A 24,300-nucleotide genomic window follows, 5' to 3' on the forward strand; every position below is an offset into this window, starting at 1 on the left:
AGTGTTCCTGTGAGGGCTATTGTTGCTCTCTAAGCAATTGGGCGGCACGGGCGGCAAAGTAAGTCAGGATGCCATCAGCACCCGCACGTTTAAAGGCGGTAAGGGACTCAAGGATCACGCCTTCACCCAACCAGCCATTTTGAATCGCGGCCATGTGCATGGCGTATTCACCACTGACCTGATAGACAAAGGTTGGCACCTTGAATTCCTCCTTGACCCGATAAAGGATGTCCAGGTACGGCATGCCAGGCTTGACCATCACCATATCGGCGCCTTCGGCCAGGTCCGCCGCCACTTCGTGCAAGGCTTCGTGGCTGTTGGCCGGGTCCATCTGGTACGAGGCCTTGTTGGCCTTGCCCAGGTTCAATGCCGAGCCGACCGCATCGCGGAACGGGCCGTAGTAGGCGCTGGCGTACTTGGCCGAATAGGCCATGATCCGCACGTTGACATGCCCGGCCAGCTCCAGCGCCTCGCGGATCGCCTGGATCCGACCGTCCATCATGTCCGAGGGGGCCACCACCTGGGCGCCCGCTTGGGCATGGGACAGCGCCTGCTTGACCAGTGCGTCGACGGTGATGTCGTTCTGTACATAACCCTCTTCATCCAAGATGCCATCCTGCCCGTGGGTGGTGAACGGGTCCAGCGCCACGTCGGTGATCACCCCAAGCTCGGGGAAACGCTCGCGCAGGGCGCGGGTTGCGCGCTGGGCAATGCCTTCAGGGTTCCAGGCCTCGGCGGCGTCCAGGGACTTGAGCCCGGCCGGCGTGACCGGGAACAGCGCCAGCGCCGGGATCCCCAGTTCAACCCACTGCGCCGCCTCTTCGAGCAGCAGATCAATGGTCAAGCGCTCGACACCCGGCATCGACGCCACCGCTTCCCGGCGATTTTCGCCGTCCAGCACAAACACCGGCAGGATCAGATCATCCACCGTCAGTACGTTTTCACGGACCAGGCGGCGAGAAAAATCATCACGACGGTTGCGGCGCAGGCGGGTAGCGGGAAACAGGCGTTGGGCGGGGGTAAAGCTCACGGCAGACTCCTGAGCCCGGCTTGACGGGCGAGCGTGACAGTTATAAGCGGCCATTATGACGAAGGAATGACAGTTGTGCTTACTCATCCAACTGGCATGCGACCTGTAGCCGCATTCATGCTTTACGTAGGAAATGTTCACTTCGTGACACATCTCGATACTTTCATGAATGTTCACGAAGGCGTAGGCTGCGCGTTCATTTCGCCAGCACCCAGACAATGCTCCAACAATTTCTGAATGACTTTGGCTACTTTGCCCTCTTCCTGGGGACGTTCTTTGAAGGTGAGACCATCCTGGTTCTCGCAGGCTTCCTTGCGTTCCGCGGATACATGGATATCAACGTGGTGGTGGTGGTCGCGTTCTTCGGCAGCTACGCCGGCGACCAGCTCTGGTACTTCATGGGCCGCAAGCACGGGCGCAAATTGTTGGCGCGCAAGCCACGCTGGCAACTGCTGGGCGATCGGGCGCTGGAGCATATCCGCCGGCACCCGGATATCTGGGTACTGAGTTTCCGCTTCGTCTACGGCTTGCGTACGGTCATGCCCGTGGCCATTGGCCTGTCCGGCTACCCGCCGGGGCGCTACCTGTTGCTCAACGGCATCGGCGCGGCGATCTGGGCGGCAGCGCTGGGTGCTGCGGCCTATCACTTCGGCGCCGTGCTCGAGGGCATGCTGGGCAGCGTCAAGAAGTACGAGCTGTGGGTACTCGGCGCCTTGCTGGTGCTCGGCCTGGGCTTGTGGCTGCGCCGGCGCATCCGCAACGCCCGCCTGACCCGGGAAAACTGCGCGGCCGAAAAAGCCCGGCTGGAGCAGGAGCAACTGGCCGAGCCGAAAAAGCCCGAGCCTACGACGCCAATCGAGTAAGCCGGCCCCGGCAACAGTAAAGGCCGATGACACTGAGCAGGCTGTAGCTGGCCAACCCCAGCCAGCCCAGCACGCTGGCGGGCCACAACCCGACCAGCGGCGCCAGCCACACCAGCGGCACATTCAGCCCCAACCGCAGCAGCTCGGCCTTCAAGGCCCACGGGCGATTCTCCAGGGCCACGCCCAGGCTAAACAAGCCCAGTGCCATCACACTCCAACCCAACACAAGCGCAGCCGTCGGCATGCCTTCGCCGACATTCATCAAATAGCTGCCAAAACCCACATACGCGGCAAATTGCAGGGCGATGTAAATCTGCTGGCGCGTGTCCAGGGGCACCTCGAATTTCCGGAACTGGCTCAGGTCCGGCTTGGCCAGTGGGTACTTGGCCTGGACGTCCGCCGGGCGCCAGCCGGTGCGCATGAACCAGATACGCAGTTTGTCCCACCCATTTTCGGTACGCCGGGCGTCACTCCACAGCTGTGCATAAAACTGCAGGTTGGCCCACAGCGGATTCCAGCTGGCCAGAGGCGTGGTCACGCCAAAGATCACCGGCTCGTTTTCGTCTTCTTCCTGGAACGAGCCAAACAAACGGTCCCAAATAATGAACACCCCGCCGTAGTTGCGATCCATGTAGAGAGCGTTCTGTGCATGGTGGGCCCGATGATTGGACGGTGTGACGAAGAACCATTCGAACCAGCCGAGCTTGGGCACATGGCGGGTATGCACCCAGAACTGGTACAGCAGGTTGAGCGACGCCACGCTGATAAACACCAGCAGCGGCACGCCGACGACAGCCAGCGGCAGATAGAAGACCCAGCTCAGCAAAAAGCCGGTGCTGGTCTGGCGCAAGGCGGTGGTGAGGTTGTAGTCCTCGCTCTGGTGATGGACCGAGTGCGCCGCCCACAGGATATTGCGCTCGTGGCCGCAGCGATGCAGCCAGTAGTAGCAGAAGTCGTAGAAGACAAAGGCGAACACCCAGGTCCAGACGCTCTGGGCCGGCAGCTCGAACAGCGCCAAATGCTTGAGGGCGAAGGCATAGGTCAGCAGCCCGACGCCTTTGGTCAACAGCCCAGTGGTGGTGGACAATACACCGGTGCTCAGGCTGTTGATGGCGTCGGCCACCCGGTAGTTGCGCTCGCCGCGCCAACGGTCGGCCAGCAGTTCGACCACAATCAGGGCAATGAAAAACGGTACCGCATAAGGGACGAAGTCCATGGGCCAGTCCGGTCAATTATTGTTACACCAAGATTAGTGCAGTGGCCGGTTGTCCCATTGGCAATGCGCGACAAATAAGTAGACATTTAACGCCATAAATCAGGAGAAATGCCCATGAGCAAAAAGATTGCAGTGATCCTTTCCGGCTGTGGCGTGTACGACGGCGCTGAAATCCATGAAAGTGTTATCACGCTGCTGCGCCTGGATCAGCGCGGCGCCGAGGTCCAGTGCTTTGCCCCGGACATCGCGCAGTTGCATGTGATCAACCACCTCACTGGCGAAGAAATGCCTGAGTCGCGCAATGTCCTGGTGGAGTCGGCGCGCATCGCCCGGGGCGAGGTGAAGGACATTCGCGAGGCCCGCGTGGAAGAATTCGATGCGCTGATCGTGCCCGGCGGTTTTGGCGCGGCGAAGAACCTGTCGAACTTTGCCGTCGAAGGCGCCGGTTGCAGCGTCAACCCGGACGTACTGGCACTGGCCGAAGCCTTTGCCGAAGCGGGCAAGCCGGTGGGGTTGATCTGCATTTCGCCGGCCCTGGCGGCAAAAATCTACGGCCCAGGCGTGACCTGCACCATCGGCAACGACGCCGACACCGCCGCCGCCCTGGACAAGATGGGTGCGACCCACCAGGAATGCGCGGTAGACGAAATCGTCGAAGACAAGGCGCGCAAGCTGGTGAGCACGCCGGCCTATATGCTGGGCAAGAACATCAGCGAAGTGGCATCGGGGATCAACAAGCTGGTGGACCGGGTGTTGGAACTGACCCACGAGAACGACTGAACCAGCGAAGCCGATCAAACAGGTGGGAGCTGGCCAGCTCCCACAATTTGACCGCAAGTACCTTCAGGAAGCCGCCACCCGGCGCTTCTCGGCCAAGCGGCTGCGGCTGTACAGCACCACAATCGCAATGATCGCCACGGCCTGGGCACTCAACGAGTACGCATCGGCATGGATGCCCAGCCAGTCGAAGTCAAAGAACGCCACCGGCCGGGTACCGAAAATGCCGGCTTCCTGCAATGCCTTGACGCCATGCCCGGCGAACACCACCGACAGCGCACACAGCAACGCCGCGTTGATGCCGAAGAACAGCGCCAACGGCAACTTCGCCGAACCGCGCAGGATGATCCACGCCAGGCCCATCAGCAGCACCAGCGCCGTGGCACCACCGGCCAATACCGCGTTATGCCCGGCAGGACCGGCCTGCAGCCACAGGGTTTCGTAGAACAGGATCACCTCGAACAGTTCGCGGTACACCGAGAAGAACGCCAGGATCGCAAACCCAAAACGCCCGCCACCGCCGACCAGGCTGCTCTTGATGTAGTCCTGCCAGGCGGCCGCGTGGCGCCGATCGTGCATCCATACCCCCAGCCACAACACCATCACACTGGCAAACAGCGCCGTGCAGCCTTCGAGCAATTCACGCTGGGCGCCGCTGACGTCAATCACATACGCCGCCAGGGCCCAGGTCGCCGCGCCAGCGACCAACGCCAGCGCCCAACCGACGTTGACGCTGCGCACCGCCGACTGCTGGCCGGTGTTACGCAAAAAGGCCAGGATCGCCGCCAGCACCAGGATCGCTTCCAGCCCTTCACGCAGCAGGATCAGCAAGCCCGAGATATAGCTCAACGACCAGCTCAGGCCGTCGCCGCCCAACAGGCCGGCCGCTTCAGTGAGTTTGCCCTTGGCCACATCCAGGCGCTGCTGGACCTGCTCGATTGGCAATCCGTCCTGCAACGACTGCCGATACGCCATCAGGGCTTTCTCGGTGTCCTTGCGCACGTTGGCATCGACGTTATCCAGTGAGCTTTCCACCAGCTCGAAGCCTTCCAGGTACGCCGCTACCGACAGGTCGTAGGCCTGCTCGTGCTCACCACTGCGGAACGCCGCCAGGCTCTTGTCCAGGGTCGCCGCGGTGTACTCCAGCAACTGCGCCGGACCACGCTGGACCTGCGGCGGCTGCGCGCGCTGAGCGCGGAACACCCGGACGGCGTCCGGACCTGCGGCGGCCAGCACCTCTTCCGGGGTCTGGCGCGCCAGGTCGGCCAGGTTGAAGGATTTTTCGCTTTTTGCCGCTGCCGGGTCGGCGGTGAAGCCGGCGATGTAGGTCGCCAGGTCCCAGCGCTGACGGTCATCCAGTTGGTCGGCGAACGACGGCATGTCGGTGCCTTCGACGCCCAGGCCCAGGGTGTTGTAGATGCCATACAGGCTCAGGCGGTCCAGGCGCTGCGCATCGCGCAGGTTGGCCGGCGGCGGGGTCATGCCGACACCGGCCGGGCCATCGCCCGCCCCGGCGTCACCGTGGCACACCGAGCAATGCTGGGCGTACAGCGGCGCGCCACGTGTCGGGTCCGGGGTAATGGCCGGCGCCTGGCTGACTTCATAGGCTACCGCCAGCTGCGCCCCCAGTTGCCGGGCCTGGCGTGCTACCGCGTTACCGTCCTGATGGCTGGTAACGGCGGCCAGCAGCTCATCGACGCCTTTGACCAGTGCCGCACGCTCGGGCTTGTCCGGCAGTTCTGCCACCAGCCCCTGCAACACGCCGAGAAACTCCACCTGTTCACGGTATTCAGACTCATCGACCACCTTGCCCGCCTGTACCGTCGGCGGATAGTCGGCGCCAATGTAGTCCAGCAAATGCAGGGCCTGGGGCGCACCTTCTGCGGTGGCAGCCAGCAGATTGAAGCTGCACGACACCAACGCTGGCAACAACAGCCAGGCGAGAAAACGGGAGGGGGCAGTCATGAATGAATCTCAGATGGAAACAAGAAGTAACATATTGTCGAATGTTAATGGGTTTGACTCAAGGCGTTAGTGATTGGCGGCTGAAATCTGTGCCCTGGGTAGTGGCACAAACCTTAAACAATGCCGCTGAAAAGCCATTGTTTTGCCAGTAACGAGGCCTATAATGCGCCGCCTTCGTTATCGCGAATCGGCATTTAGGCTCCTCTTTTTATGAGGAATAGGTAGGAAAAAGCTTCCTGCGATTGGTTATTCGACCCGACCAGCCCCTTCGGCCGATTACGCTCAGGGAAGCAGCACCTCAATGGCATCTCGCGCTTTTACCTCCCTTGCCCTCGCGGCAGTCACGCTGCTGTCGGGCTGTTCGATGTTCCGCAGCTACGACACGGAACTGCAAGCCACCAACCAGCAGTTGGCCAGCGGCAACGTGGATGCCGCGCTGACCCTGCTGGAAAAGAACAACAGCAGCGAAGACAAAGACCTTCTCTACTACTTCGAAAAAGGCGAGTTGCTGCGCGCCAAGGGCGACCTGGCCGGCAGCCAGGCGGCCTGGCACCGCGCAGACGTGGTGGTGTACAAGTGGGAGGAGTCGGTCAAGTTCGACACCGAGCGCTATCTGGCGCAGTTCGGCAGTTTCCTGGTCAATGACAAGGTGCGGCGCTACGAAGGGTATGACTATGAAAAAGTCATGCTCACCACCCAGATGGCGCTGAACCTGCTGGCGGTCAACGACTTTGACGGCGCGCGTACCGAAATCAAGAAAACCCACGAACGCGAAGCGGTGATCGCCGAGCTGCGGGACAAGGAATACCTCAAGCGCGAAAACGAAGCCGAGCGCCAGGGCGTAGCCACCCAGTTCAAGGACTTGCGTGGCTACCCGGTAGAAAGCCTCGACGCGCCGGACGTGGTGGGCCTGAAGAACAGCTACCAGAGCGCGTTCAGCCATTACCTGGCCGGTTTCGTCTACGAAGCCCTGGGTGAAAAAGACCTGGCCGCGCCGGGCTATCGCAAGGCCGCCGAACTGCGCCCCAACACACCGCTGCTGGAACAGGCGCTGCTCGATCTGGACGCCTCTGCCGTGGCGGCTGACGAAAGCGACGTGCTGATCGTGGTCCAGAGCGGCCTGGCGCCGGCCCGCGACTCGATCCGCCTGCCGTTGCCGATTCCTATCGACGGGCATTGGGTGATCACACCGCTGTCGTTCCCGGTGATCAAGCCAGACACTTCGACGGCCACCTTTGCGCAGATCGGCGTCGACGGCCGGCAGCAGAACCTCACGGCCCTCAACAGCACGACCGCGATGTCACGCCGCGCCCTGCGCGACGACATGCCGGGGATCATCCTGCGCACGACCGTGCGTGCCATCAGCCGTGGCGTGACGCAAAAAAACCTCAACCAGACCAACCCAATGGCCGGCCTGGTGCTGGGCATCGCCTCCGCCGTCACCGAGGGCGCCGACACCCGCACCTGGCGCACCCTGCCGGACGTCACCCAGGTCACGCGCCTGCGCCTCAAGCGTGGCGAGCACCAGGTGAGCCTGCCCAATGCCCTGGGCGGCAGCCTGGTGACGGTCAAGGCCGAACAACGCCATCAGGTGATCACCTTGCGGGTGGTCGGCAACCAGGTCTTCGCCAGCGGCCTGGCGGCCCATGTGGTCGCGAGCAACCCGGCCCAGGCCGTCGCCAGCCTCAAACAACCTTAAGGAGCACGCTATGCGTCATTTCATCCTCGGCGCCCTGGCGCTGATCTTCCTCGCCGGCTGCGCCACCCCGCCGCCGGCACCTGGCAGCGCCGCGAGCAAAGTCGTGGTGATGGGCAAGTTCAAGGGCATCGCCGTCGGCGCCATTCGGGTGGCCCGCGAGAACGGCTTCCTGACGGCCAAGGTGCAACTGAGCAACATCACCAGCAGCAACCAGATGATGTATTACCGCTTCGCCTGGCTTGGCGCCGATGGCTTCCCGGTAGGCGACGAAGAAACCTGGAAAGTGCTGAACCTCTACGCCAACCAGGCCACCTTCCTGCCGGCCATCGCCAACCTGCCCCAGGCCGCCGACTTCCGCCTTGAAGTCAAGACGCCTTGAGCCTGCCCCCTATTCAGTTTTCGAGAGACCTTCCCATGTTTGCACGCTTTTCGTTCCTCGCCGTGATCGCCGTCCTGGCCAGCGGCTGCGCCAACACCTCGCCGGTCATCGGCGGCAAAAACATCAGCTATGGCGACACCAAGGCCGTGGAACTGGTGACCAACGAGTTCGGTTCCACCGACCTGCAGATGATCGCCGAAAGCATGACCCGCTCCCTCGCGCAGTCCGGCATCCTCCAGGGCCGCCCGGTGGTGCAGGTGTATGACGTGAAGAACAAGACCAGCGAGTACATCGACACCCGCGAGATCACCACCTCGATCAAGACCCAGTTGATGAAGACCGGCACCGCGCGCTTCGCCAGCGACAACACCGATATGCAAAGCCAGGTCGACCAGCTCAAGCTGCAAAACCAGAGCGGCCTGTACAAGAAGTCCACGGTCAGCAAGACCGGCAACATGGTCGCCGCCAAGTACCGCCTGGAAGGTTCCATCAGTTCCATCGTCAAGCGCAGCGCCGACTACAAGGACGTGTTCTACAAGTTCAGCCTGCAACTGGTCGACGTCGAAAGCGGCCTGGCGGAATGGATGGACGAAAAAGAAATCCGCAAGACCACGGAGCGCTAAGCCATGGGCCCATGGATCGGCATCATCGCCCTGCTGTGCAGCGTTGGCGCCTGGGCGGCGCCGAAAATCGCGGTCACGGACCTGGCCTACGAGGCGCGCGTGGAGCAATACATCCACGCCGTCGCGGCCAGCAATAACTTCCAGGCCAGCCCGTACAACGCCAGCGGCGCGTCCAGCTACACCGAGTTCGAAAGCCGCAACAGCTACATCGAACAGAGTGAGCTGCGTAAATTCAGCGGCGATATCAAGGGCGAGATTCTCAAGTCGCGCCAGTTCCAACTGGTCCAGGGCACGCCCTACACCAGCGAGGCCAAGGGCGATGTGTACGACGTGATCAAGCGGATCAAGGCCGGCCACTTCAAGGGCGCCGACTATGTGTTGTTTGGCACCTTGTCGGATATCGACTTCACCCAGGACATCAACGCCCTGGATCGCACCAACAGTTATTCAGCGGTACTGGGGCTGGCGGTCGTGGCGGACTTCAGCCTGATCAACACCCGTACCTACGAGATCACCTCGGCATTTACCGCCATGGGTGAAGGCCAGGACACCAAGTTGGTGAGCAGTCGCGACGTGCGCGTGAGCCTGAGCCGGCCACGGGTGGTGAAGGAAGTGTCGAAAACCCTGGGTGAAGATGTGGCGCGCCAGCTGCAGGAGCAACTGGGCGCTGGCTACCAGGAACCTGGGCAGCCGGCATTGCGCAACAACCTGCCAAGGGATGAGGCGCCGAAGATCCTGCACTGAACCCAAAACCAATGTAGGAGCCGGCTTGCCGGCGATAGCGATGGGTCAGTGCAATATATGCTGGCTGATACACCGCTATCGCCGGCAAGCCAGCTCCTACAGTTTTGATTGGGTTTATTCAGTCAGGCTGTTGCGCGATGCAGGCTGGCGAGGAAACCCGCCGCGCCCACGAACAGCCCGGCAAACGTACGGTTCACGCGTTTTTGCTGCTTGGGTGTGCGCAACAGGCGCAGTACCTTCGACGCCAGCCCGGTGTAGCCGGCCATCACGATCATATCCACGCCGATCATGGTCACGCCGAGGATCAAGTACTGGATCAGCAGCGGTGCCTGCGGGTTCACAAACTGCGGCAGCACCGCCAGCATGAAGACCAGGGCCTTGGGGTTGCTGGCATTGACCAATAAACCACGGAACATCATCGCCATCGGCTTGCCGATCGGGCGTACGGCCGCGTCATCGCTCATGTCCATGGGTAGGGCGCGCCATTGCTTGACGGCCAGGTACACCAGGTACGCCACGCCAAACCACTTGATCGCATAGAACGCGGTAGAAGACGCCGCAAGAATGGCGCCCAGGCCGCCCGCCACCACGGCAATCTGCATCGCCAGGCCCAATTGCAGGCCGATGGCGTTCCAGTAACCGCGCAGGAAACCGTATTGCAGGCCGCTGGACATGGAGGCGATGGCGCCCGCGCCGGGGGAGAGACTGATGATCCAGCTGGCCAGGAAAAAGGCCAGCCATGTGTCGAGCGCCATTACACACCTCGTAGCAAATTCGTTGTGAGCACTAAGCTAACTCCGAGGGCCGAGGGCTGGCTAGAGAATTTTAAGGCAAGGGGCTGATATCACTACCGCGCCAGCGGCGTACCGAACGCTGGAAGAACAGGCTGTTGGGCACTTGCACCACCGCGCTGTCGGTGCCCGCCTCGGCCACTTCGATCAGCGTGGTGTAAAGCAGGTTGATCGCGATCACCCGGCCTTTGACGCCAGGCTTGTCGACGGTGTCCACCAGCTCGACCACATCGCCCAGGCGAAACGGCCCGACGGTAAAAATCAGGATCGCGCAGAGCAGGTTGGACAGCACCGACCACATGGCAAAGAACGCCACCGCCGCCACGGCCACAAAACCCGACAGCGCAGTCCACAGCACGGTGGCCGACACGCCCAGGCGTTCGAGGACGAAGATCAGTGCACTGCCCATGATCAGCCAGCGCAGGCCACCACGCAGGGGCATCAGCAGTTGTGGCGGGAACGGGTAGCGCTCGCCCAGCCGCGTCAGGCCCTTGGCGACGAAGCGCTGGGCCAGGTAGCCGGCCAGCAGGATCAGCAGGATTTGCACGCCGACCCACACCGGTTCGATCCATTGCGCTGGCAGCGGCAGTTGCAAGGCTTCCATCAGGACAGCGCCTCCAGCTCCGCTTGCAGGCCTTCGAGCAATTCGAGGGCTTCCATCCAGGTTTCCTCCAATTGCCCTTCACGCACCTTGAGCTTGGCCTGTTCGGCCAGCAAGTCGCGCAGTTCATCCTTGCGGGCCGCTTCGTACACCGCGCTGTCGCCGAGGCTGGCTTCGATCTTGGCCAGGCGCTCGTGGACCTTGCCCAACTCGGCTTCGAGCTTGTCGGCTTCGCGCTTGTGCGGCGCCAACTGCTGGCGCAGGGCAGCGGCGGCCTGGCGCTGGGCTTTCTTGTCGGTCTTGTCCGGGTTGACCGGGGTGTTGCTGACCGGCGCGTTACGCAGGCGATAGTCAGTCAGCCAACGGGCGTAGTCGTCCAGGTCGCCGTCGAACTCTTCCACCTTGCCATCGGCCACCAGCAGGAAATTGTCGGTGGTGCTCTTGAGCAAGTGGCGGTCGTGAGACACCACCAGTACCGCCCCGCTGAACTCCTGCAGGGCCATGGTCAGCGCCAGGCGCATTTCCAGGTCCAGGTGGTTGGTCGGTTCGTCGAGCAGCAGCAGGTTTGGCCGGTCCCAGGCGATCAGGGCCAGGGCCAGGCGGGCTTTTTCGCCGCCGGAGAAATTCAGCACCGGCTCATCGATGCGTGCACCACGGAAGTCGAAGCCACCGAGGAAGTCACGCAGGGTCTGTTCGCGCTCCGTTGGCGCCAGGCGCTGCAAGTGCAACAGCGGGCTGGCCTTGGAGTCGAGGGAGTCCAGTTGATGCTGGGCGAAGTAGCCCACCACCAGGTTCTCGCCACGGGTCAGGCGCCCGGCCAGGGGTTGCAGCTCGCCTGACAGGTTCTTGATCAGCGTCGATTTGCCCGCGCCGTTGGGGCCGAGCAAACCGATGCGCGCACCCGGGGTGAGCTGCAGCTTGACCTTCTCCAGGATGGTTTTGTCGCCATAACCCAGGCGTGCATCCGAGAGATCGAGCAAGGGGCTGGAGATTTTCACCGACTCGCGAAACACAAAGTCGAACGGCGAATCGACGTGGGCCGCCGACAGTTCTTCCATGCGCTCCAGGGCCTTGATCCGGCTCTGGGCCTGGCGGGCCTTGGTGGCCTGGGCCTTGAACCGGGCGATGTAGCTTTCCATGTGCGCACGCTGCGCCTGCTGCTTCTCGAAAGCCTGTTGCTGCTGGGCCAGGCGTTCGGCACGGGCCCGCTCGAACGCGGTGTAGCCGCCGCGATAGAGGGTGATTTTCTTTTGCTCGACATGGGCGATGTTGTCGACCACGGCGTCGAGGAAATCCCGGTCGTGGGAAATCAGCAACAAGGTGCCGGGGTAGCTCTTGAGGAAATCCTCCAGCCACAGGATCGCATCGAGATCCAAGTGGTTGGTCGGCTCATCGAGCAGCAACAGGTCCGAGGGGCACATCAGCGCCTGGGCCAGGTTCAGGCGCATGCGCCAGCCACCGGAAAAGTCGGCGACCGGGCGATCCATCTGTTCGTTGGTAAACCCAAGGCCGGCGAGCATCTTGCGCGCGCGGGCGTCGGCGGTGTAGCCGTCGGCGCTGTCGAGTTCCGAGTGCAGGCGGGCCTGGGCGGCACCGTCCTGGGCTTTCTCGGCCTCGGCCAGGTCGTGTTGCACCTGGCGCAGGCGCAGGTCGCCATCGAGCACGTAGTCGATCGCGATGCGGTCCAGGGTGTCGATCTCCTGGCGCATATGGGCGATACGCCAGTCGGCCGGCAGCAGGCAATCCCCGGAATCCGGGGTCAGCTCACCGAGCAACAGGGCGAACAACGTGGATTTGCCGGCGCCATTGGCACCGATCAGGCCGGCTTTGTGACCGGCGTGCAGGGTCAGCTCGGCGTCTTCAAGAAGACGTTGCGGGCCACGCTGTAATGTTAGGCTTTGAAGTCGGATCATAATGGCGGCGGAGTCTACCAGCTTCGTTGACCGCTGGCTTGGGTGTGAACATGTGCGCTGACCTGTGGAGCTTTGCCCTCTCGACCTACGCCGGTGCGGGCGCTGAAGATGCCTGCCTGCGCTTGCAGGAACAAGGGGCGGATGTGTGTCTGTTGTTGTGCGGGCTGTGGCTGGAACAGCGTGGCGTCGCACCCGAATCTGCGCGTGTGCTGGCACTACGGGAAATTGCCGACCCCTGGCAGGCAGATGTCGTACAGCCCTTGCGCATGGTGCGCACGCAATGGCGCGCTATGGCGCAGCAGGATGTGGAACTGGGAGCTTTGCGCGAGCGGGTCAAGGCCCTGGAGCTGGAAGCCGAACGGCAGTTGCTGTTACGCCTGGAGGCACTGGCGAAGGGTTGGCCAACAGGGGAACGAGCCACGGATCAAACATGGCTTGAAGGACTGGCGACCGAAGCCGCCAACCTTGACCACGACGCGCTGCATCAGCTGCGCGCCGCGGCCACCGGCACTTAGGAAGCGCTGGTTGGGGTGGTGACGGGTGCTGCCGGGGCAGGCGTGTTGCTGGCCGGTGCGGTGGTAGCGGCTGGAGCGGCAGGGGTAGCAGGCTTGGCGGCTGCTGGAGCTGGTTTGGCGGCTGGCTTTGCAGCAGCTGGCTTGGCAGCAGCAGGTTTAGCCGCTGATTTTGCAGCAGCAGGTTTGGCAGCTGGTTTTGCGGCAGCAGGTTTGGCAACTGGCTTGGCGGCTGGTTTTGCGGCAGCAGTTTTAGTAGCTGGCTTAGCGGCCGGCTTTGCAGCAGCAGTTTTGGCAGCTGGCTTGGCGGCTGGTTTCGCAGCAGCAGTTTTGGCAGTTGGTTTAGCGGCAGGCTTTGCAGCAGCAGTTTTGGCAACTGGCTTAGCGGCTGGTTTCGCAGCAGCAGGTTTGGCAGCTGGCTTGGCGGCTGGTTTCGCAGCAGCGGTTTTGGCAGCTGGCTTGGCGGCTGGTTTCGCAGCAGCAGTTTTGGCAGCTGGTTTAGCGGCTGGTTTCGCAGCAGCGGTTTTGGCAGCTGGCTTGGCGGCTGGTTTCGCAGCAGCGGTTTTGGCAGCTGGTTTAGCGGCTGGTTTCGCAGCAGCGGTTTTGGCAACTGGTTTCGCAGGCGCTTTTTTAGCAGCAGGCTTAGCCGCAACTTTGGCCGGCGCCTTGGCCGCAACGGCCTTGGCCGGTGTACGAGTGCTCAGCACTTTGGCCACCGCTTCTTTCACACGACCAACACCCTGCGCCAATTTCAGGCTCTCTTGGGCATCGCGCTTGAGTTGAAGGATGTAGGTGCGGGTTTCGGATTGACGATCCTTGAGGGCATCGAGCAAGTCCTCAAGTTCTTTCACGGCGCCCTTGGCTTTGGTTTGCGCCTTGGCTTTGCCGGCGGTTGCGGCGTCTTGCAGTTTGGTACGGGATTTATGCAGTTTTTCTTGCGCCTTGCCGCGTTGCTTTTCCAGCTTGGCGAGCAATTTTTCTGCATCAGCCAAGGCTTGGGAGCAAGCACTTTCCAAATGTTCGAGCAGGCTGCCCGAGAGTTGTTGGAGCAAGTGCAACGGGGTATTAACAGGCTTCTGTTTGGCCGACATGGTTTACCTCCTGGCTGACGTGGGTGCGGCTCATACTAGCCCTCTGCTCTTACCGCCGCTAGGGCATGTTGACAGTATCGAATGCGTTGCGTTGCACCGCACAAAAATTCTTATCGATATAACGAAAAACCACTCCATTCTTTACCCCCTCACACTGGCATAATCCACCGCACTTTCGGCTGGAGAATACCCATGTCGCGTTACCTTTTTTTCATCCTGGGTTTGTCGATTTCAGTGGCCAATGCAACTGAACCGGCGGCGTCCAAAGACAGCCACGACCTGGCCTACAGCCTGGGCGCCAGCCTGGGTGAGCGCCTGCGCCAGGAAGTCCCCAACCTGCAGATCCAGGCCTTGCTCGACGGTCTCAAACAAGCCTATCAAGGCAAGCCCCTGGCACTGGATGAGGCACGCATCGCACAGATTCTCGCCCAGCACGAAGCGCAGGCCAGCCACGAGACCCAAGTGCCGCAAAGCGAAAAGGCTCTCGCCGCCGAACAACAATTCATGACCACGGAAAAAACCCGGACCGGCGTGCGTGAATTGGCCGACGGTATCTTGCTCACGGAACTGACCCCCGGCAGCGGGAAAAAGCCGGGCGCCCATGATCGGGTTCAAGTGATGTATGTGGGGCGATTGCCCGATGGCACGATTTTCGACCAGAGTGCCCAGCCCCAATGGTTTCGCCTGGACAGTGTGATCAACGGCTGGCAAAGCGCGTTGCAGCAGATGCCGGTGGGCGCGAAGTGGCGCCTGGTGATTCCATCGGCACAAGCCTATGGCGCAGACGGCGCAGGTGAGTTGATAGCACCTTACACGCCACTGGTTTTCGAGATTGAGTTGCTCGCAACCGGAGCCTGACCCCAACGAAAAACGGTGCGCCATGCGCACCGTTTTCTTGTCTCGCCGCGAAGGCTCAAGCCTGGATTGCAGGCTCTTCCTTGTGGGCGTTGTGCAGCACTTCGATCAGGCAGTCTTCCAGCTCGAAACGCTCATGGAGCAAGCCGCCCAGCTCTTTGAATTTTGCGGCAACGCACTCACCCTTGTCGCAGAGGTCGTTAAAAGCCAGGAGCTTTTCGGTGATGACGTCGATGCGCGGGTAAATGGTCTTAGCCAAGTCCAGGCCACGCTGGTCGTCAAAGGCCTCGGCCTCCTTGGTCAGTTGCTCATACACCCCGAAGTGCCCTGCCGAGACGTAGTCCACCAAGACACCACAGAACTCCTGCAGAGGCTTGCGGTTCTCAGCCAGAGCCTCGGGTTTCTCACCAAGAGCATCAAAGGCCCGAACCAATTCGTGACGTGCTTTCAACCAGCTGTCGATCAGCTTATGCACACCACCCCAGCGTTCCTGAGCATTCTGACAACTTTCCAACATGATGATCTCTTCCCTTATGGGCGGTGCCGCTTTTGCCCGCGCAATACGTCGAGGATAAGCGGCAAGCGGACAACGCCGCATCGAACAAACTGTTTCAATAACGCGTGCGGGCCAGATTATGCCCGCGTGACTATGGCTTCAAGGTACGCAGACCAGAAAGTTCATACAAGTGTTTAATCCCATCCTACGAGCCAACACACCCAATCAGTGCTTCACGAACCGCAAACCCGGGCCGGGCAACAAACGCGAAAACTGCGTTGCCCCCAGGATGAGCATGGCCACGAAGAACAGCAGGCTCCACTCCGGGATGCTCAAGTCGAACAGCGTCCAGTTGATTTCCACACAATCGACGGTGCCCTTGAATGCCAGTTGCAAGGCTTGCCCCAGCGACAGGTTTTCGATCATGTATTCCAGGCTCGGCCAGCAGTTGGGCATCTGGTCAGGCGGGATGTTCTGCAACAGCACCTGGCGCACCGCTGTCACTGCGCCGAGCAGCGCACAACCCATGCTCGCCGCCCAGTACAGGTAAATGCCCACGCGCCTGGGGCCATGGAGCGTTGCTATCAGGGTAATCAAGGTGAACACCGCCAGCAGGCTGCGCTGGATCAGGCACAGGAAACAAGGTCGCAGCAGAGCCCCGTATTCCAGATAAAAAGACGCGCCCAACGTCAGCACACCGGCCATGAACGCCAGGAAGAACAAGGAGCGTGAGGGGGCCAAAGACATTGTTTATCCGCAACGCAAGAGATAGGTAGTTACGGTAGAGGAAAGACCTTACCCCTTTCAATACGCGCTGGAGCAGACGCTTCCGCGAGATAGCAGGGATATCCCGTCAGAGGGCAGGCGACTTTACGTGGCCCGGTGTGGGAAACCACCTCAAGCCCCTGAAATCGAGAAAACCCAGGGATTTTGAAGGGCTGGTTACCAGATGCTTCCGAGCCAACCCTTCAAAACATCCTACGTTAAACCCGTGCAGGCACCGGTAGCGGCGAAGCCAGCAGGCGACTATCCAACAACCCCAGGCCTTCCTGGAACAGTTGATTACTGCGCTCGGTGTCACCCAACTGCGCCAGCAATCGCGCCAATTCGGCGCAGGCCTCGGGGTTACGTTGCACTTGCAGGCTGCTTTCCAGATAGTCCCGCGCCTTGCCCCAAAGACTGTTTTGCAGGCAGAGCCGGCCCAGCGTCAGCAACAGGCTGGCGTCCCCCGGATGGTCCTTGAGCCAACCTTCGGCGAATTTCAGCTGGCGTGCCGGGTCGCTACCGCGCAGCAGGCCATACAACCTGATCAAGTGACTGTCGTAACCACGCTTGAGCGCAACACGCAACGCCTCTTCGGCCTTGGCATCGGCGCCCAATTGGCGCAATTGCTCGGCATAGGCCAACACCAACTGGGGCTCCTGGCGCTGGGCCGAGGTCAATTGTTGCCAGGCCCGTTCAAGGGACTGCAGACCCGCCTCGCCTTGTTCTTCACGCTGTACCGCCAGGCTCAGGTTTTCACCCCAGGCCCGGCGCTCCAGATCCGCCAGCTCGGGGGCGGGCAGCACTTTGTCCTTGCGCAGTTCCGGTAACAGCCGGATCACCGAGGACCAGTCACCGCGCTGCTGGTGCAAGCGCTGGAGCTGGCGCAAGACCTGGGCGTTGTGCGGATGGCGCTCATGCATGGCCTGCAGCGTCACGAGGGCCGCATCCGTGTCGCCACGGTCCATCTGCAACTGCGCGTGGCTCAAGGCGATGGCGAGCTCGGCCTGGGGCTGACGCTCCAGGGCTCGTTCCAGCAGGTTGTCGGACTCTTCATAACGCCCCTGCTCGTTGGCCGCCCGGGCTGCGCCAAGGTAATACAGCAATGGTTGGCGTTCGGCTTCCGCCGCGCGGTGCAGGTGCCGCTCGGCACTGGCCCAGCGGCCTTCCGCCAGGTCCATCTGCCCTTGTTCAATAGCGACTTGCACCCGTCGACTGCGATTACGCCGCGACCACGGGTTGACCACGCCACCGGAAGTCGTCACCAGGCCCAGCAGTACCCGCAGCAGATAGATCGCCAAGCCGACGACAAACACCGCCACCAGGGTCGACCACAGGCCGGACTCATAATGCAGCACATGGGGGTAGCTGATCAGCACATAGCCGGTGTGTTTCGAGATGCCCACAGCCAGCGCCAGGGCGAGAGCTATCGCCAGCACCAGGATCACATAGAAACGCTTCATCGGCTTTACTCCTGGGTCGCCGGCTTACCGGCTGAAGCCTTGGCTTCATCGGCAGACAGGTGGCGGCGTTCAAGGTAAGCCTGCACCGCAGACAAACTCGCGGCGAGGTCCGGGGTCACCACCGAGACGGCCTTGGGCTCAAGCTCGGTGATACGCGCCAGCATGGCCTGGCTTTGCGGATTGTCCTGGTTGAAGTTGCCCTGCAACACGCTGCGCGCCTCGCCCAGCGCTCGGGCGTATACCGCCGGCTCGCCATTGAGTGCGGCCCATTGCGCCTGCTCCAGCGCCAGGCTCAGGGCCAGGCGCACCTGGCTCAGGCCTTGGCCTGCCAGCAACGGGCGGATGTTATCGTCGGGATTGAAGTCGATACGGAAGTAGCGGGAAATCTGCTCCCACCATTGGCTCCAGCGATTGTCAGTGTCGGTAGTCGCAAGGCCTTGCGGGCTTTCTTGCAGCTGATATTCCGGGGACACGGCCGCCAGTTGCACCACCTGGTCACGCAGCGCCGCCAGTTGCAGGTACAGCCCGGTACGATCCGGCTGCTCGACACTGCGCAACGCCGCCAGGCTCTTGGCCAATTGCTCGCGGGCAGCGTACGAACCCGGATCGCTCTGCTCGCGCAGGATCTCATCGGCGCCCTGCACCAACGCCTGGGCACTGTTGATGTCCTGCAACGCTGACAAACGCAGGCTGGCCAGGCGCAGCAGATGCTCGGCCTCGGCCAGGCGCCAGTCCTTGCGGCTGGCACCCAGCACGGTTTCCAGACGCTGGTTCAGGCGCTGCTGGTCGCCCTGTAATTGCGCGACCAACCGGCGGCGTTCCTCCAGCTCATCAGCACCGGGCAATTGTGCCAGACGTGCGGCCAACTGCTGTTGCGCCTGCGCGATGCCCTGGGATTGTTCATCCAGGGTGCGCACCTGCCCCAACTGTTGCTGGCTGCTCGCTTGCAAGGCCCGGACCTGCCAGAGCCCCCAGCCGCCAGCCGCAACACCGGCGGCACCAAGCAGCAGAGCGAGGATCGCCAGGCCATTGCCACGGCGAGGCGCAGTGATCGGGGTCTCAACAGGCGCATCGAGCGCGGGCTGAGCTTCATCTTTAGGCAAGGCTGTTTCGCTCACGTGTCCATCCTTTGCGTTATTAGAGAGTGGGAACGGGCTGGCTCCGTAACGCCACTAGCAAAGCCGCGGCACTGGCACCACGGCAATCCACAACTTTTTCCGCGCCCGCCGCCCGCGCCATTTCGGCAACTCGTGGGCTGGGCACGAACAACGGCAACTGGGCCACGCGTGGCCAATGGGCACCGGCGAGGCCTTGCAGATGCAAAAAACCCTGCCCACTGCTGACCACCAGGCCGTTCAAGCGTTCCACTGCAATGCGTTGGGCGAGCACATCCGGGTCGTAGGCCGGCAGAAACCGACGATACAACTCCAGATAATCGACACTAGCACCTTGGCCGCGCAAACGCTCAGCCAGCAGCTCTCGCCCACCCTGCCCGCGCAGGATCAATACCCGCGCATGGTCAACAGCGACAGCCTCGCGCAACCTGGGCAATGCAAGCAAGGCCTCACTGTCATCCCCAAGCTCGGGGTAGCTCACGTTAAGGCCATGCTCAGCCAGGACCTGGGCCGTTGCCGCACCAACGCTGAACCACGGCAAGGCCGGCACTGCTGGCGCGTATTGATCAAGCAAGTGCAACGCCCGGCGTGCGGCCGGCTTGCTCACGACGATCACCGCACAATAGCGATCCAGGCCCTGAAAAACCGCCCGGTGTTCAGCAGTGATGGGCAAGGGTTGGGTTTCCAGCAACGGCAGGCTGCTGCTGAAGATACCGGCTTCGGACAACGAGGCCGCCAAGGCTGCCGAATCCTCGGCAGGCCGCGTCAGCAGCACACGCCAGCCGGTCACTGCGGGCCGGCCTCGCCATAGACTTTTTGCAGAATGGCGCCGGCGCCTTTTGCCAGGAGCTCTTCGGCTACCTGCACGCCCAGGCTCGCGGCTTCGGCTTGTGGCCCGCGGATTTGCGCGGTGAGCAGCAAACCACCGTCAGGGTCGCCCACCAGGCCGCGCAGCCACAGGTTCTCACCCTCAAGTACCGCGTAGCAGGCAATCGGCACCTGGCAGCCACCATTGAGGTGTTTGTTCAGGGCGCGTTCGGCGGTGACACGAACCTCAGTGTCGTGGTGATCCAGAGGCTTGAGCAGCGCCTGGATTTCCCGGTCTGCGGTGCGGCATTCGATACCGACTGCTCCCTGGCCACCGGCCGGCAGGCTGTCCTCGACACTGATGGCCGAGGTGATGCGATCTTCAAAGCCCAGGCGAATCAGGCCAGCCGCCGCCAGGATGATCGCGTCGTACTCGCCGGCATCCAGCTTGGCCAGGCGGGTATTGACGTTGCCCCGCAGGAAGCGGATCTGCAGGTCCGGGCGACGGGTCAGCAACTGGGCCTGGCGACGCAGGCTGGAGGTGCCGACGATGCTGCCCTGCGGCAATTCATCGAGGGAGGCGTAGGTATTGGACACGAAGGCATCGCGCGGGTCTTCACGCTCGCAGATGCAATACAGGCCCAGGCCTTCGGGAAAGTCCATCGGCACGTCTTTCATCGAGTGCACGGCGATGTCGGCTTCGTTCTCCAGCAGAGCGGTTTCCAGCTCCTTGACGAACAGGCCCTTGCCACCGATTTTCGACAGCGGCGAGTCGAGCAGCTTGTCGCCGCGACTGACCATGGGCACCAGGGTCACCGTGAGGCCAGGATGGGCTTGCTCAAGGCGGGCTTTGACGTATTCGGCCTGCCACAAGGCCAGGGCGCTTTTACGGGTGGCGATGCGGATTTCGCGAGAGGACATGGATCAATCCGTACTGAATAGATACGGCAGATAATAACAGCTCAGGCAGAACCGCCTTGATTTGAATCAGCAAGTGCGGGGCCTCCCTGGCCGCAGCGCACCGCAATTGGGGCATGCAGGTCGCTACAGCCTTCGGGCTAAAGCTGCTGCATCATCTTGCGCACGCCTGCGACGTGGCGCCGGCTGACGATCAATGCGTCGCCGTTGAGCCCTTTGAGGAACAGCTGGAAATGGCCCAGGGGCGTGCGCTGCAGACGCTCGATGCGTTCGCGGGCCACCAGCGCGTTGCGGTGGATACGCACGAAACGCTCGCCAAATTCGTCTTCCAGGGCCTTGAGCGGCTCATCGAGCAGCACTTCACCGTGCTCGTGACGCAAGGTCACGTACTTGTGATCGGCAATGAAATAAATCACCTGGTCCACGGGAATCAGCTCGATACCCTTGCGAGTCCTGGCGCTGATATGGCTGCGGGGGCCGTTGCCACTTTGCGCCGCGGGCTGGGTCAGGGCGGCAAGTTGCACGCGATTGGGCCGCTCGGCTTTCTTCAAGGCCTTGAGCAGGGCATCGGCTGATACCGGCTTGGCCAGGAAGCTCACACCGCTGGCCTCCAGGGCCTCGGCAGAGAACTCCTCGTCGCTGGCGCATAACACCAGTGCCGGCGGCGACTCGCGCTCGCTCAAGCGGGCGGCGACCTGCAGGCCATCAAGGCCCGGCATGCGGATATCGAGGAGCACCACGTCCGGCTTCAGGCTGTCGATCAAGGTCAATGCCTCGTCGCCACTGGACGCGCTCGGTTCAAGGGCAGTGTATCCCTCGAGTTCACTGACCATACGGCTCAGTCGCTCGCGGGCTTGGGGTTCGTCATCAACGATCAGGACATTCATATTGCGCTGGATTCCTGCGTGAGTCTCGCACAAGGATAGCGTAGACAGGTGCGGTGACTTCCGTCACGGCGATCCACGCTAAGACTAGCGTGAGCGGCAAAAAGTGCCCCGAGAGCGACACCAATATTTACCCGGACCTGTTCAATACCGCCCAAAACCCGATACCGCAGGGCATCGTCATAGGGTTTGCTGATACTCAATATGAACACCCCCTCTACTTTAAGGTTAGCCTGGAGTTCGACCTCATTGCCTGGCATTGGTGCACTGCACCCCTGTCAGTGCAACTGTAGACGCTCACGAAGGCGACATTGCTCAATCGTCAAATATCGTCTCAATAAACACCCTTTGTTTACCTCAGGAACCGACCGGTTTAAACCCCCGCGTTCACTCCCGCCTCCAGTCTCATCCCGGACGCGGCCAACGGCAAGGCACTTTGCCACCCATCAAACAAATAAAAATGCCGACGCGGCGTATCAACGCCTCCACGGACAACCCTGTTATTATCGGCGGCACACTTTCATGCCCTCTTTTAAGCAGATCACGAGCGAATCCATGAGCACCGACAAGACCAACCAGTCCTGGGGCGGCCGCTTCAGTGAGCCCGTCGACGCCTTCGTCGCGCGCTTCACCGCCTCCGTCAATTTCGACCAGCGCCTCTATCGCCACGACATCATGGGCTCGATCGCCCACGCCACCATGCTGGCCAAGGTCGGCGTGCTGACCGATGCCGAGCGCGACAGCATCATCGATGGCCTGACCACCATCCGTGGCGAAATCGAGGCTGGCACCTTCGACTGGCGCGTGGACCTTGAAGACGTGCACATGAATATCGAGGCGCGTCTTACCGACCGCATCGGCGTGACTGGCAAGAAGCTGCACACCGGGCGCAGCCGCAACGACCAGGTGGCCACCGATATCCGCCTGTGGCTGCGCGATGAAATCGACCTGATCCTGGCCGAAATCACCCGCCTGCAAAAAGGTCTGCTGGAGCAGGCCGAGCGTGAATCGGACACCATCATGCCCGGCTTCACCCACCTGCAGACCGCACAACCCGTGACCTTTGGCCACCACCTGCTGGCCTGGTTCGAAATGCTCAGCCGCGACTACGAGCGCCTGGTCGACTGCCGCAAGCGCGCCAACCGCATGCCTCTGGGCAGCGCGGCCCTGGCCGGCACCACCTACCCGATCGACCGCGAGTACACCGCGCAACTGCTGGGTTTCGACGCCGTGGGCGGCAACTCCCTGGACGGCGTATCGGATCGCGACTTCGCCATCGAGTTCTGCGCAGCAGCCAGCATCGCGATGATGCACTTGTCGCGTTTCTCCGAAGAACTGGTGTTGTGGACCAGTGCACAGTTCCAGTTCATCGACCTGCCGGACCGCTTCTGCACCGGCAGCTCGATCATGCCGCAAAAGAAAAACCCCGACGTGCCGGAGCTGGTGCGCGGTAAAAGTGGCCGTGTATTCGGCGCACTGATGGGCCTGCTGACCCTGATGAAGGGCCAGCCCCTGGCCTACAACAAGGACAACCAGGAAGACAAGGAACCGCTGTTCGACGCCGCCGACACCCTGCGCGACTCGCTGCGCGCATTTGCCGACATGATCCCGGCGATCAAGCCCAAGCACGCGATCATGCGTGAAGCGGCGCTGCGCGGTTTCTCCACCGCCACTGACCTGGCGGACTACCTGGTGCGCCGTGGCCTGCCGTTCCGTGACTGCCATGAAATCGTCGGGCATGCCGTGAAGTACGGCGTGGACACCGGCAAGGACCTGGCGGAAATGAGCCTGCAAGAGCTACGTCAGTTCAGCGACCAGATCGAGCAGGATGTGTTCGCGGTGCTGACCCTGGAAGGCTCGGTCAATGCCCGCAACCATATCGGCGGCACGGCTCCGGCCCAGGTCAAGGCAGCAGTGGTGCGCGGCCAGGCCCTGCTCGCCAGCCGCTAAAAGCATCGCAGGCAAGCCAGCTCCCACCTTTGACCAGAGCCTTCAATTTAACTCGGTCAAAATGTGGGAGCTGGCTTGGCGGCGATAGCATCACCTTAGTGTCACTGACACACCGAGGTGCCTGCATCGCGGGCAAGCCCAGCTCCCATACAAGCCCGCTCCCACATTTATGACTTCTTCGCCGCGACCATCGCCATAAAGGCTGGCATCGCCGCCTCCTTGTCCGCCGCCACTCGCTGGGCGTTGGGCAGGTCTTGCAACTTCTTCAGCAAGGCCTTGGCCTTCGGCAACTCAGCCAGCAGATCCAGGCCAAACAGCTTCCCACCGACCGCGCACGCCAAGTCCACGCTGTACATAAAATACAGATCGGCAAGCGTAAAACTCTCCCCCGCCACATACGGCGCAAACTTGCCGTGCCGGCCCAGCGACGCAATCCCCAACAGCAACTCGGCCTTGGCCTTGTCCTTGATCGCCTGCGGTACCGTCATGCCAAAGAACGCCTCGCCATAACAAGCGCGGGCCGGCAGTTCGATGTACAACTCGATTTCCCGGCACAGCGCCAACACTTGGGCGCGCTGGAATGCATCGCCTGGCAGCAGGGCCGGGCCCGACTGGGTCTGTTCGAGGTATTCGAGAATCACGCTGGTTTCGTTGATAAAACCTTTCTCGACCTTCAGCACCGGCACCTTGCCGCGCGGGCTCACCGCCAGGGCTTCAGGGGTTTGCCCGGCATAAAAAGCCACTTCCTCGAAGGGCAGGCCTTTTTCCAGGAGCGCCAGCTTGACCATGTTGTAGTAGTTACTGACCGAAAATCCGTAGAGCTTGAGCATCACAAAGCCTCCAGGC

The 24,300-nt window shown here is 61.9% G+C and carries 24 protein-coding genes; 9 read left to right on the forward strand and 15 right to left on the reverse strand.

Features of this window, described 5'->3' with window-relative positions; translation table 11 throughout:
- Positions 1–16 precede the first annotated feature (16 nt).
- Entirely contained in the window at positions 17–1,030 is a 1,014-nt protein-coding gene (hemB, locus tag ACSSVH_RS25370) for a porphobilinogen synthase (protein WP_169955032.1), read from the reverse strand.
- A gap of 218 nt (positions 1,031–1,248) precedes the next feature.
- Here hemB and ACSSVH_RS25375 point away from each other — a divergent pair, with 218 nt between their 5' ends.
- A complete protein-coding gene (locus tag ACSSVH_RS25375; protein WP_169955033.1) occupies positions 1,249–1,893 on the forward strand; it encodes a DedA family protein in 645 nt (214 codons plus the stop codon).
- Here the strand turns inward: ACSSVH_RS25375 and ACSSVH_RS25380 are convergent.
- Positions 1,874–3,109, reverse strand: a complete 1,236-nt coding sequence (locus ACSSVH_RS25380) for a sterol desaturase family protein (RefSeq protein WP_492633869.1) — start codon at positions 3,107–3,109, stop codon at positions 1,874–1,876. The genes ACSSVH_RS25375 and ACSSVH_RS25380 overlap by 20 nt on opposite strands.
- Positions 3,110–3,223: 114 nt before the next feature.
- On the opposite strand from ACSSVH_RS25380, the gene elbB reads away from it, so the two are divergent.
- Positions 3,224–3,889 (forward strand): isoprenoid biosynthesis glyoxalase ElbB, encoded by a 666-nt coding sequence (gene elbB, locus ACSSVH_RS25385; RefSeq protein ID WP_432754770.1) that lies wholly within the window; start codon positions 3,224–3,226, stop codon positions 3,887–3,889.
- Between the two features lie 63 nt (positions 3,890–3,952).
- Here the strand turns inward: elbB and ACSSVH_RS25390 are convergent, their stop codons facing one another.
- A complete protein-coding gene (locus tag ACSSVH_RS25390) occupies positions 3,953–5,851 on the reverse strand; it encodes an FTR1 family protein (RefSeq protein ID WP_492633870.1) in 1,899 nt (632 codons plus the stop codon).
- A gap of 301 nt (positions 5,852–6,152) precedes the next feature.
- On the opposite strand from ACSSVH_RS25390, the gene ACSSVH_RS25395 reads away from it, so the two are divergent.
- The 4 genes from ACSSVH_RS25395 to ACSSVH_RS25410 are packed head-to-tail and all read left to right on the forward strand — an operon-like array spanning position 6,153 to position 9,296.
- Entirely contained in the window at positions 6,153–7,550 is a 1,398-nt protein-coding gene (locus ACSSVH_RS25395; RefSeq protein WP_492633871.1) for a COG3014 family protein, read from the forward strand.
- Between the two features lie 10 nt (positions 7,551–7,560).
- Positions 7,561–7,929: a YcfL family putative periplasmic lipoprotein gene (locus tag ACSSVH_RS25400; protein WP_169955038.1), complete on the forward strand. Its 369-nt coding sequence runs from the start codon at positions 7,561–7,563 to the stop codon at positions 7,927–7,929.
- Between the two features lie 35 nt (positions 7,930–7,964).
- Positions 7,965–8,552: a penicillin-binding protein activator LpoB gene (gene lpoB / locus ACSSVH_RS25405; protein ID WP_169955039.1), complete on the forward strand. Its 588-nt coding sequence runs from the start codon at positions 7,965–7,967 to the stop codon at positions 8,550–8,552.
- Between the two features lie 3 nt (positions 8,553–8,555).
- Positions 8,556–9,296: a penicillin-binding protein activator LpoB gene (locus tag ACSSVH_RS25410; protein WP_492633872.1), complete on the forward strand. Its 741-nt coding sequence runs from the start codon at positions 8,556–8,558 to the stop codon at positions 9,294–9,296.
- Between the two features lie 122 nt (positions 9,297–9,418).
- Here ACSSVH_RS25410 and ACSSVH_RS25415 read toward each other — a convergent pair whose 3' ends face one another.
- From ACSSVH_RS25415 to ACSSVH_RS25425, 3 genes are all read right to left on the reverse strand, one after another.
- Entirely contained in the window at positions 9,419–10,051 is a 633-nt protein-coding gene (locus ACSSVH_RS25415) for a LysE family transporter (RefSeq protein WP_492633873.1), read from the reverse strand.
- Between the two features lie 70 nt (positions 10,052–10,121).
- Positions 10,122–10,691, reverse strand: a complete 570-nt coding sequence (locus ACSSVH_RS25420) for a mechanosensitive ion channel family protein (protein WP_057440468.1) — start codon at positions 10,689–10,691, stop codon at positions 10,122–10,124.
- The gene (locus tag ACSSVH_RS25425) at positions 10,691–12,601 is read right to left on the reverse strand and encodes an ATP-binding cassette domain-containing protein (RefSeq protein WP_029289609.1); all 1,911 of its coding nucleotides are present in this window, start codon (positions 12,599–12,601) and stop codon (positions 10,691–10,693) included. Before ACSSVH_RS25425 ends, ACSSVH_RS25420 begins: the two co-directional genes overlap by 1 nt.
- Before the next feature lie 50 nt (positions 12,602–12,651).
- On the opposite strand from ACSSVH_RS25425, the gene ACSSVH_RS25430 reads away from it, so the two are divergent.
- Entirely contained in the window at positions 12,652–13,116 is a 465-nt protein-coding gene (locus tag ACSSVH_RS25430; protein ID WP_492633874.1) for a TIGR02444 family protein, read from the forward strand.
- Here ACSSVH_RS25430 and ACSSVH_RS25435 read toward each other — a convergent pair.
- A complete protein-coding gene (locus tag ACSSVH_RS25435; protein ID WP_492633875.1) occupies positions 13,113–14,204 on the reverse strand; it encodes an AlgP family protein in 1,092 nt (363 codons plus the stop codon). The two genes, ACSSVH_RS25430 and ACSSVH_RS25435, sit on opposite strands and share 4 nt — an antisense overlap.
- 192 nt (positions 14,205–14,396) lie before the next feature.
- On the opposite strand from ACSSVH_RS25435, the gene ACSSVH_RS25440 reads away from it, so the two are divergent.
- Complete coding sequence (locus tag ACSSVH_RS25440) at positions 14,397–15,062, forward strand: FKBP-type peptidyl-prolyl cis-trans isomerase (RefSeq protein WP_492633876.1); 666 nt, start codon at positions 14,397–14,399, stop codon at positions 15,060–15,062.
- A 55-nt stretch (positions 15,063–15,117) separates the two neighbouring features.
- Here ACSSVH_RS25440 and rsd read toward each other — a convergent pair whose 3' ends face one another.
- From rsd to ACSSVH_RS25475, 7 genes are all read right to left on the reverse strand, one after another.
- Positions 15,118–15,576, reverse strand: coding sequence for a sigma D regulator (rsd, locus tag ACSSVH_RS25445; protein ID WP_492633877.1), 459 nt, complete (start codon positions 15,574–15,576; stop codon positions 15,118–15,120).
- A 204-nt stretch (positions 15,577–15,780) separates the two neighbouring features.
- Positions 15,781–16,302 carry a disulfide bond formation protein B gene (locus ACSSVH_RS25450; protein WP_169955374.1) on the reverse strand — a complete coding sequence of 174 codons (522 nt, stop codon included), beginning with the start codon at positions 16,300–16,302 and terminating at the stop codon, positions 15,781–15,783.
- A 236-nt stretch (positions 16,303–16,538) separates the two neighbouring features.
- Positions 16,539–17,780: a heme biosynthesis protein HemY gene (locus tag ACSSVH_RS25455; protein WP_492633878.1), complete on the reverse strand. Its 1,242-nt coding sequence runs from the start codon at positions 17,778–17,780 to the stop codon at positions 16,539–16,541.
- Between the two features lie 5 nt (positions 17,781–17,785).
- Positions 17,786–18,898 carry a uroporphyrinogen-III C-methyltransferase gene (locus ACSSVH_RS25460; protein ID WP_492633879.1) on the reverse strand — a complete coding sequence of 371 codons (1,113 nt, stop codon included), beginning with the start codon at positions 18,896–18,898 and terminating at the stop codon, positions 17,786–17,788.
- Positions 18,899–18,917: 19 nt separating this feature from the next.
- On the reverse strand, positions 18,918–19,685 hold the full coding sequence (locus tag ACSSVH_RS25465) for a uroporphyrinogen-III synthase (RefSeq protein WP_170057546.1): 768 nt from the start codon (positions 19,683–19,685) through the stop codon (positions 18,918–18,920).
- A complete protein-coding gene (hemC, locus tag ACSSVH_RS25470; protein WP_170057545.1) occupies positions 19,682–20,623 on the reverse strand; it encodes a hydroxymethylbilane synthase in 942 nt (313 codons plus the stop codon). Before hemC ends, ACSSVH_RS25465 begins: the two co-directional genes overlap by 4 nt.
- Positions 20,624–20,760: 137 nt before the next feature.
- Positions 20,761–21,507 carry a LytR/AlgR family response regulator transcription factor gene (locus ACSSVH_RS25475; RefSeq protein WP_169955379.1) on the reverse strand — a complete coding sequence of 249 codons (747 nt, stop codon included), beginning with the start codon at positions 21,505–21,507 and terminating at the stop codon, positions 20,761–20,763.
- Positions 21,508–22,059: 552 nt separating this feature from the next.
- Here ACSSVH_RS25475 and argH point away from each other — a divergent pair.
- On the forward strand, positions 22,060–23,454 hold the full coding sequence (gene argH / locus ACSSVH_RS25480) for an argininosuccinate lyase (RefSeq protein ID WP_169955380.1): 1,395 nt from the start codon (positions 22,060–22,062) through the stop codon (positions 23,452–23,454).
- A gap of 167 nt (positions 23,455–23,621) precedes the next feature.
- Here argH and ACSSVH_RS25485 read toward each other — a convergent pair whose 3' ends face one another.
- Positions 23,622–24,284 carry a glutathione S-transferase family protein gene (locus ACSSVH_RS25485; RefSeq protein WP_492633880.1) on the reverse strand — a complete coding sequence of 221 codons (663 nt, stop codon included), beginning with the start codon at positions 24,282–24,284 and terminating at the stop codon, positions 23,622–23,624.
- Between the last annotated feature and the right edge of the window lie 16 nt (positions 24,285–24,300).

The sequence above is a fragment of the Pseudomonas sp. HC1(2025) genome (genome assembly GCF_058742075.1).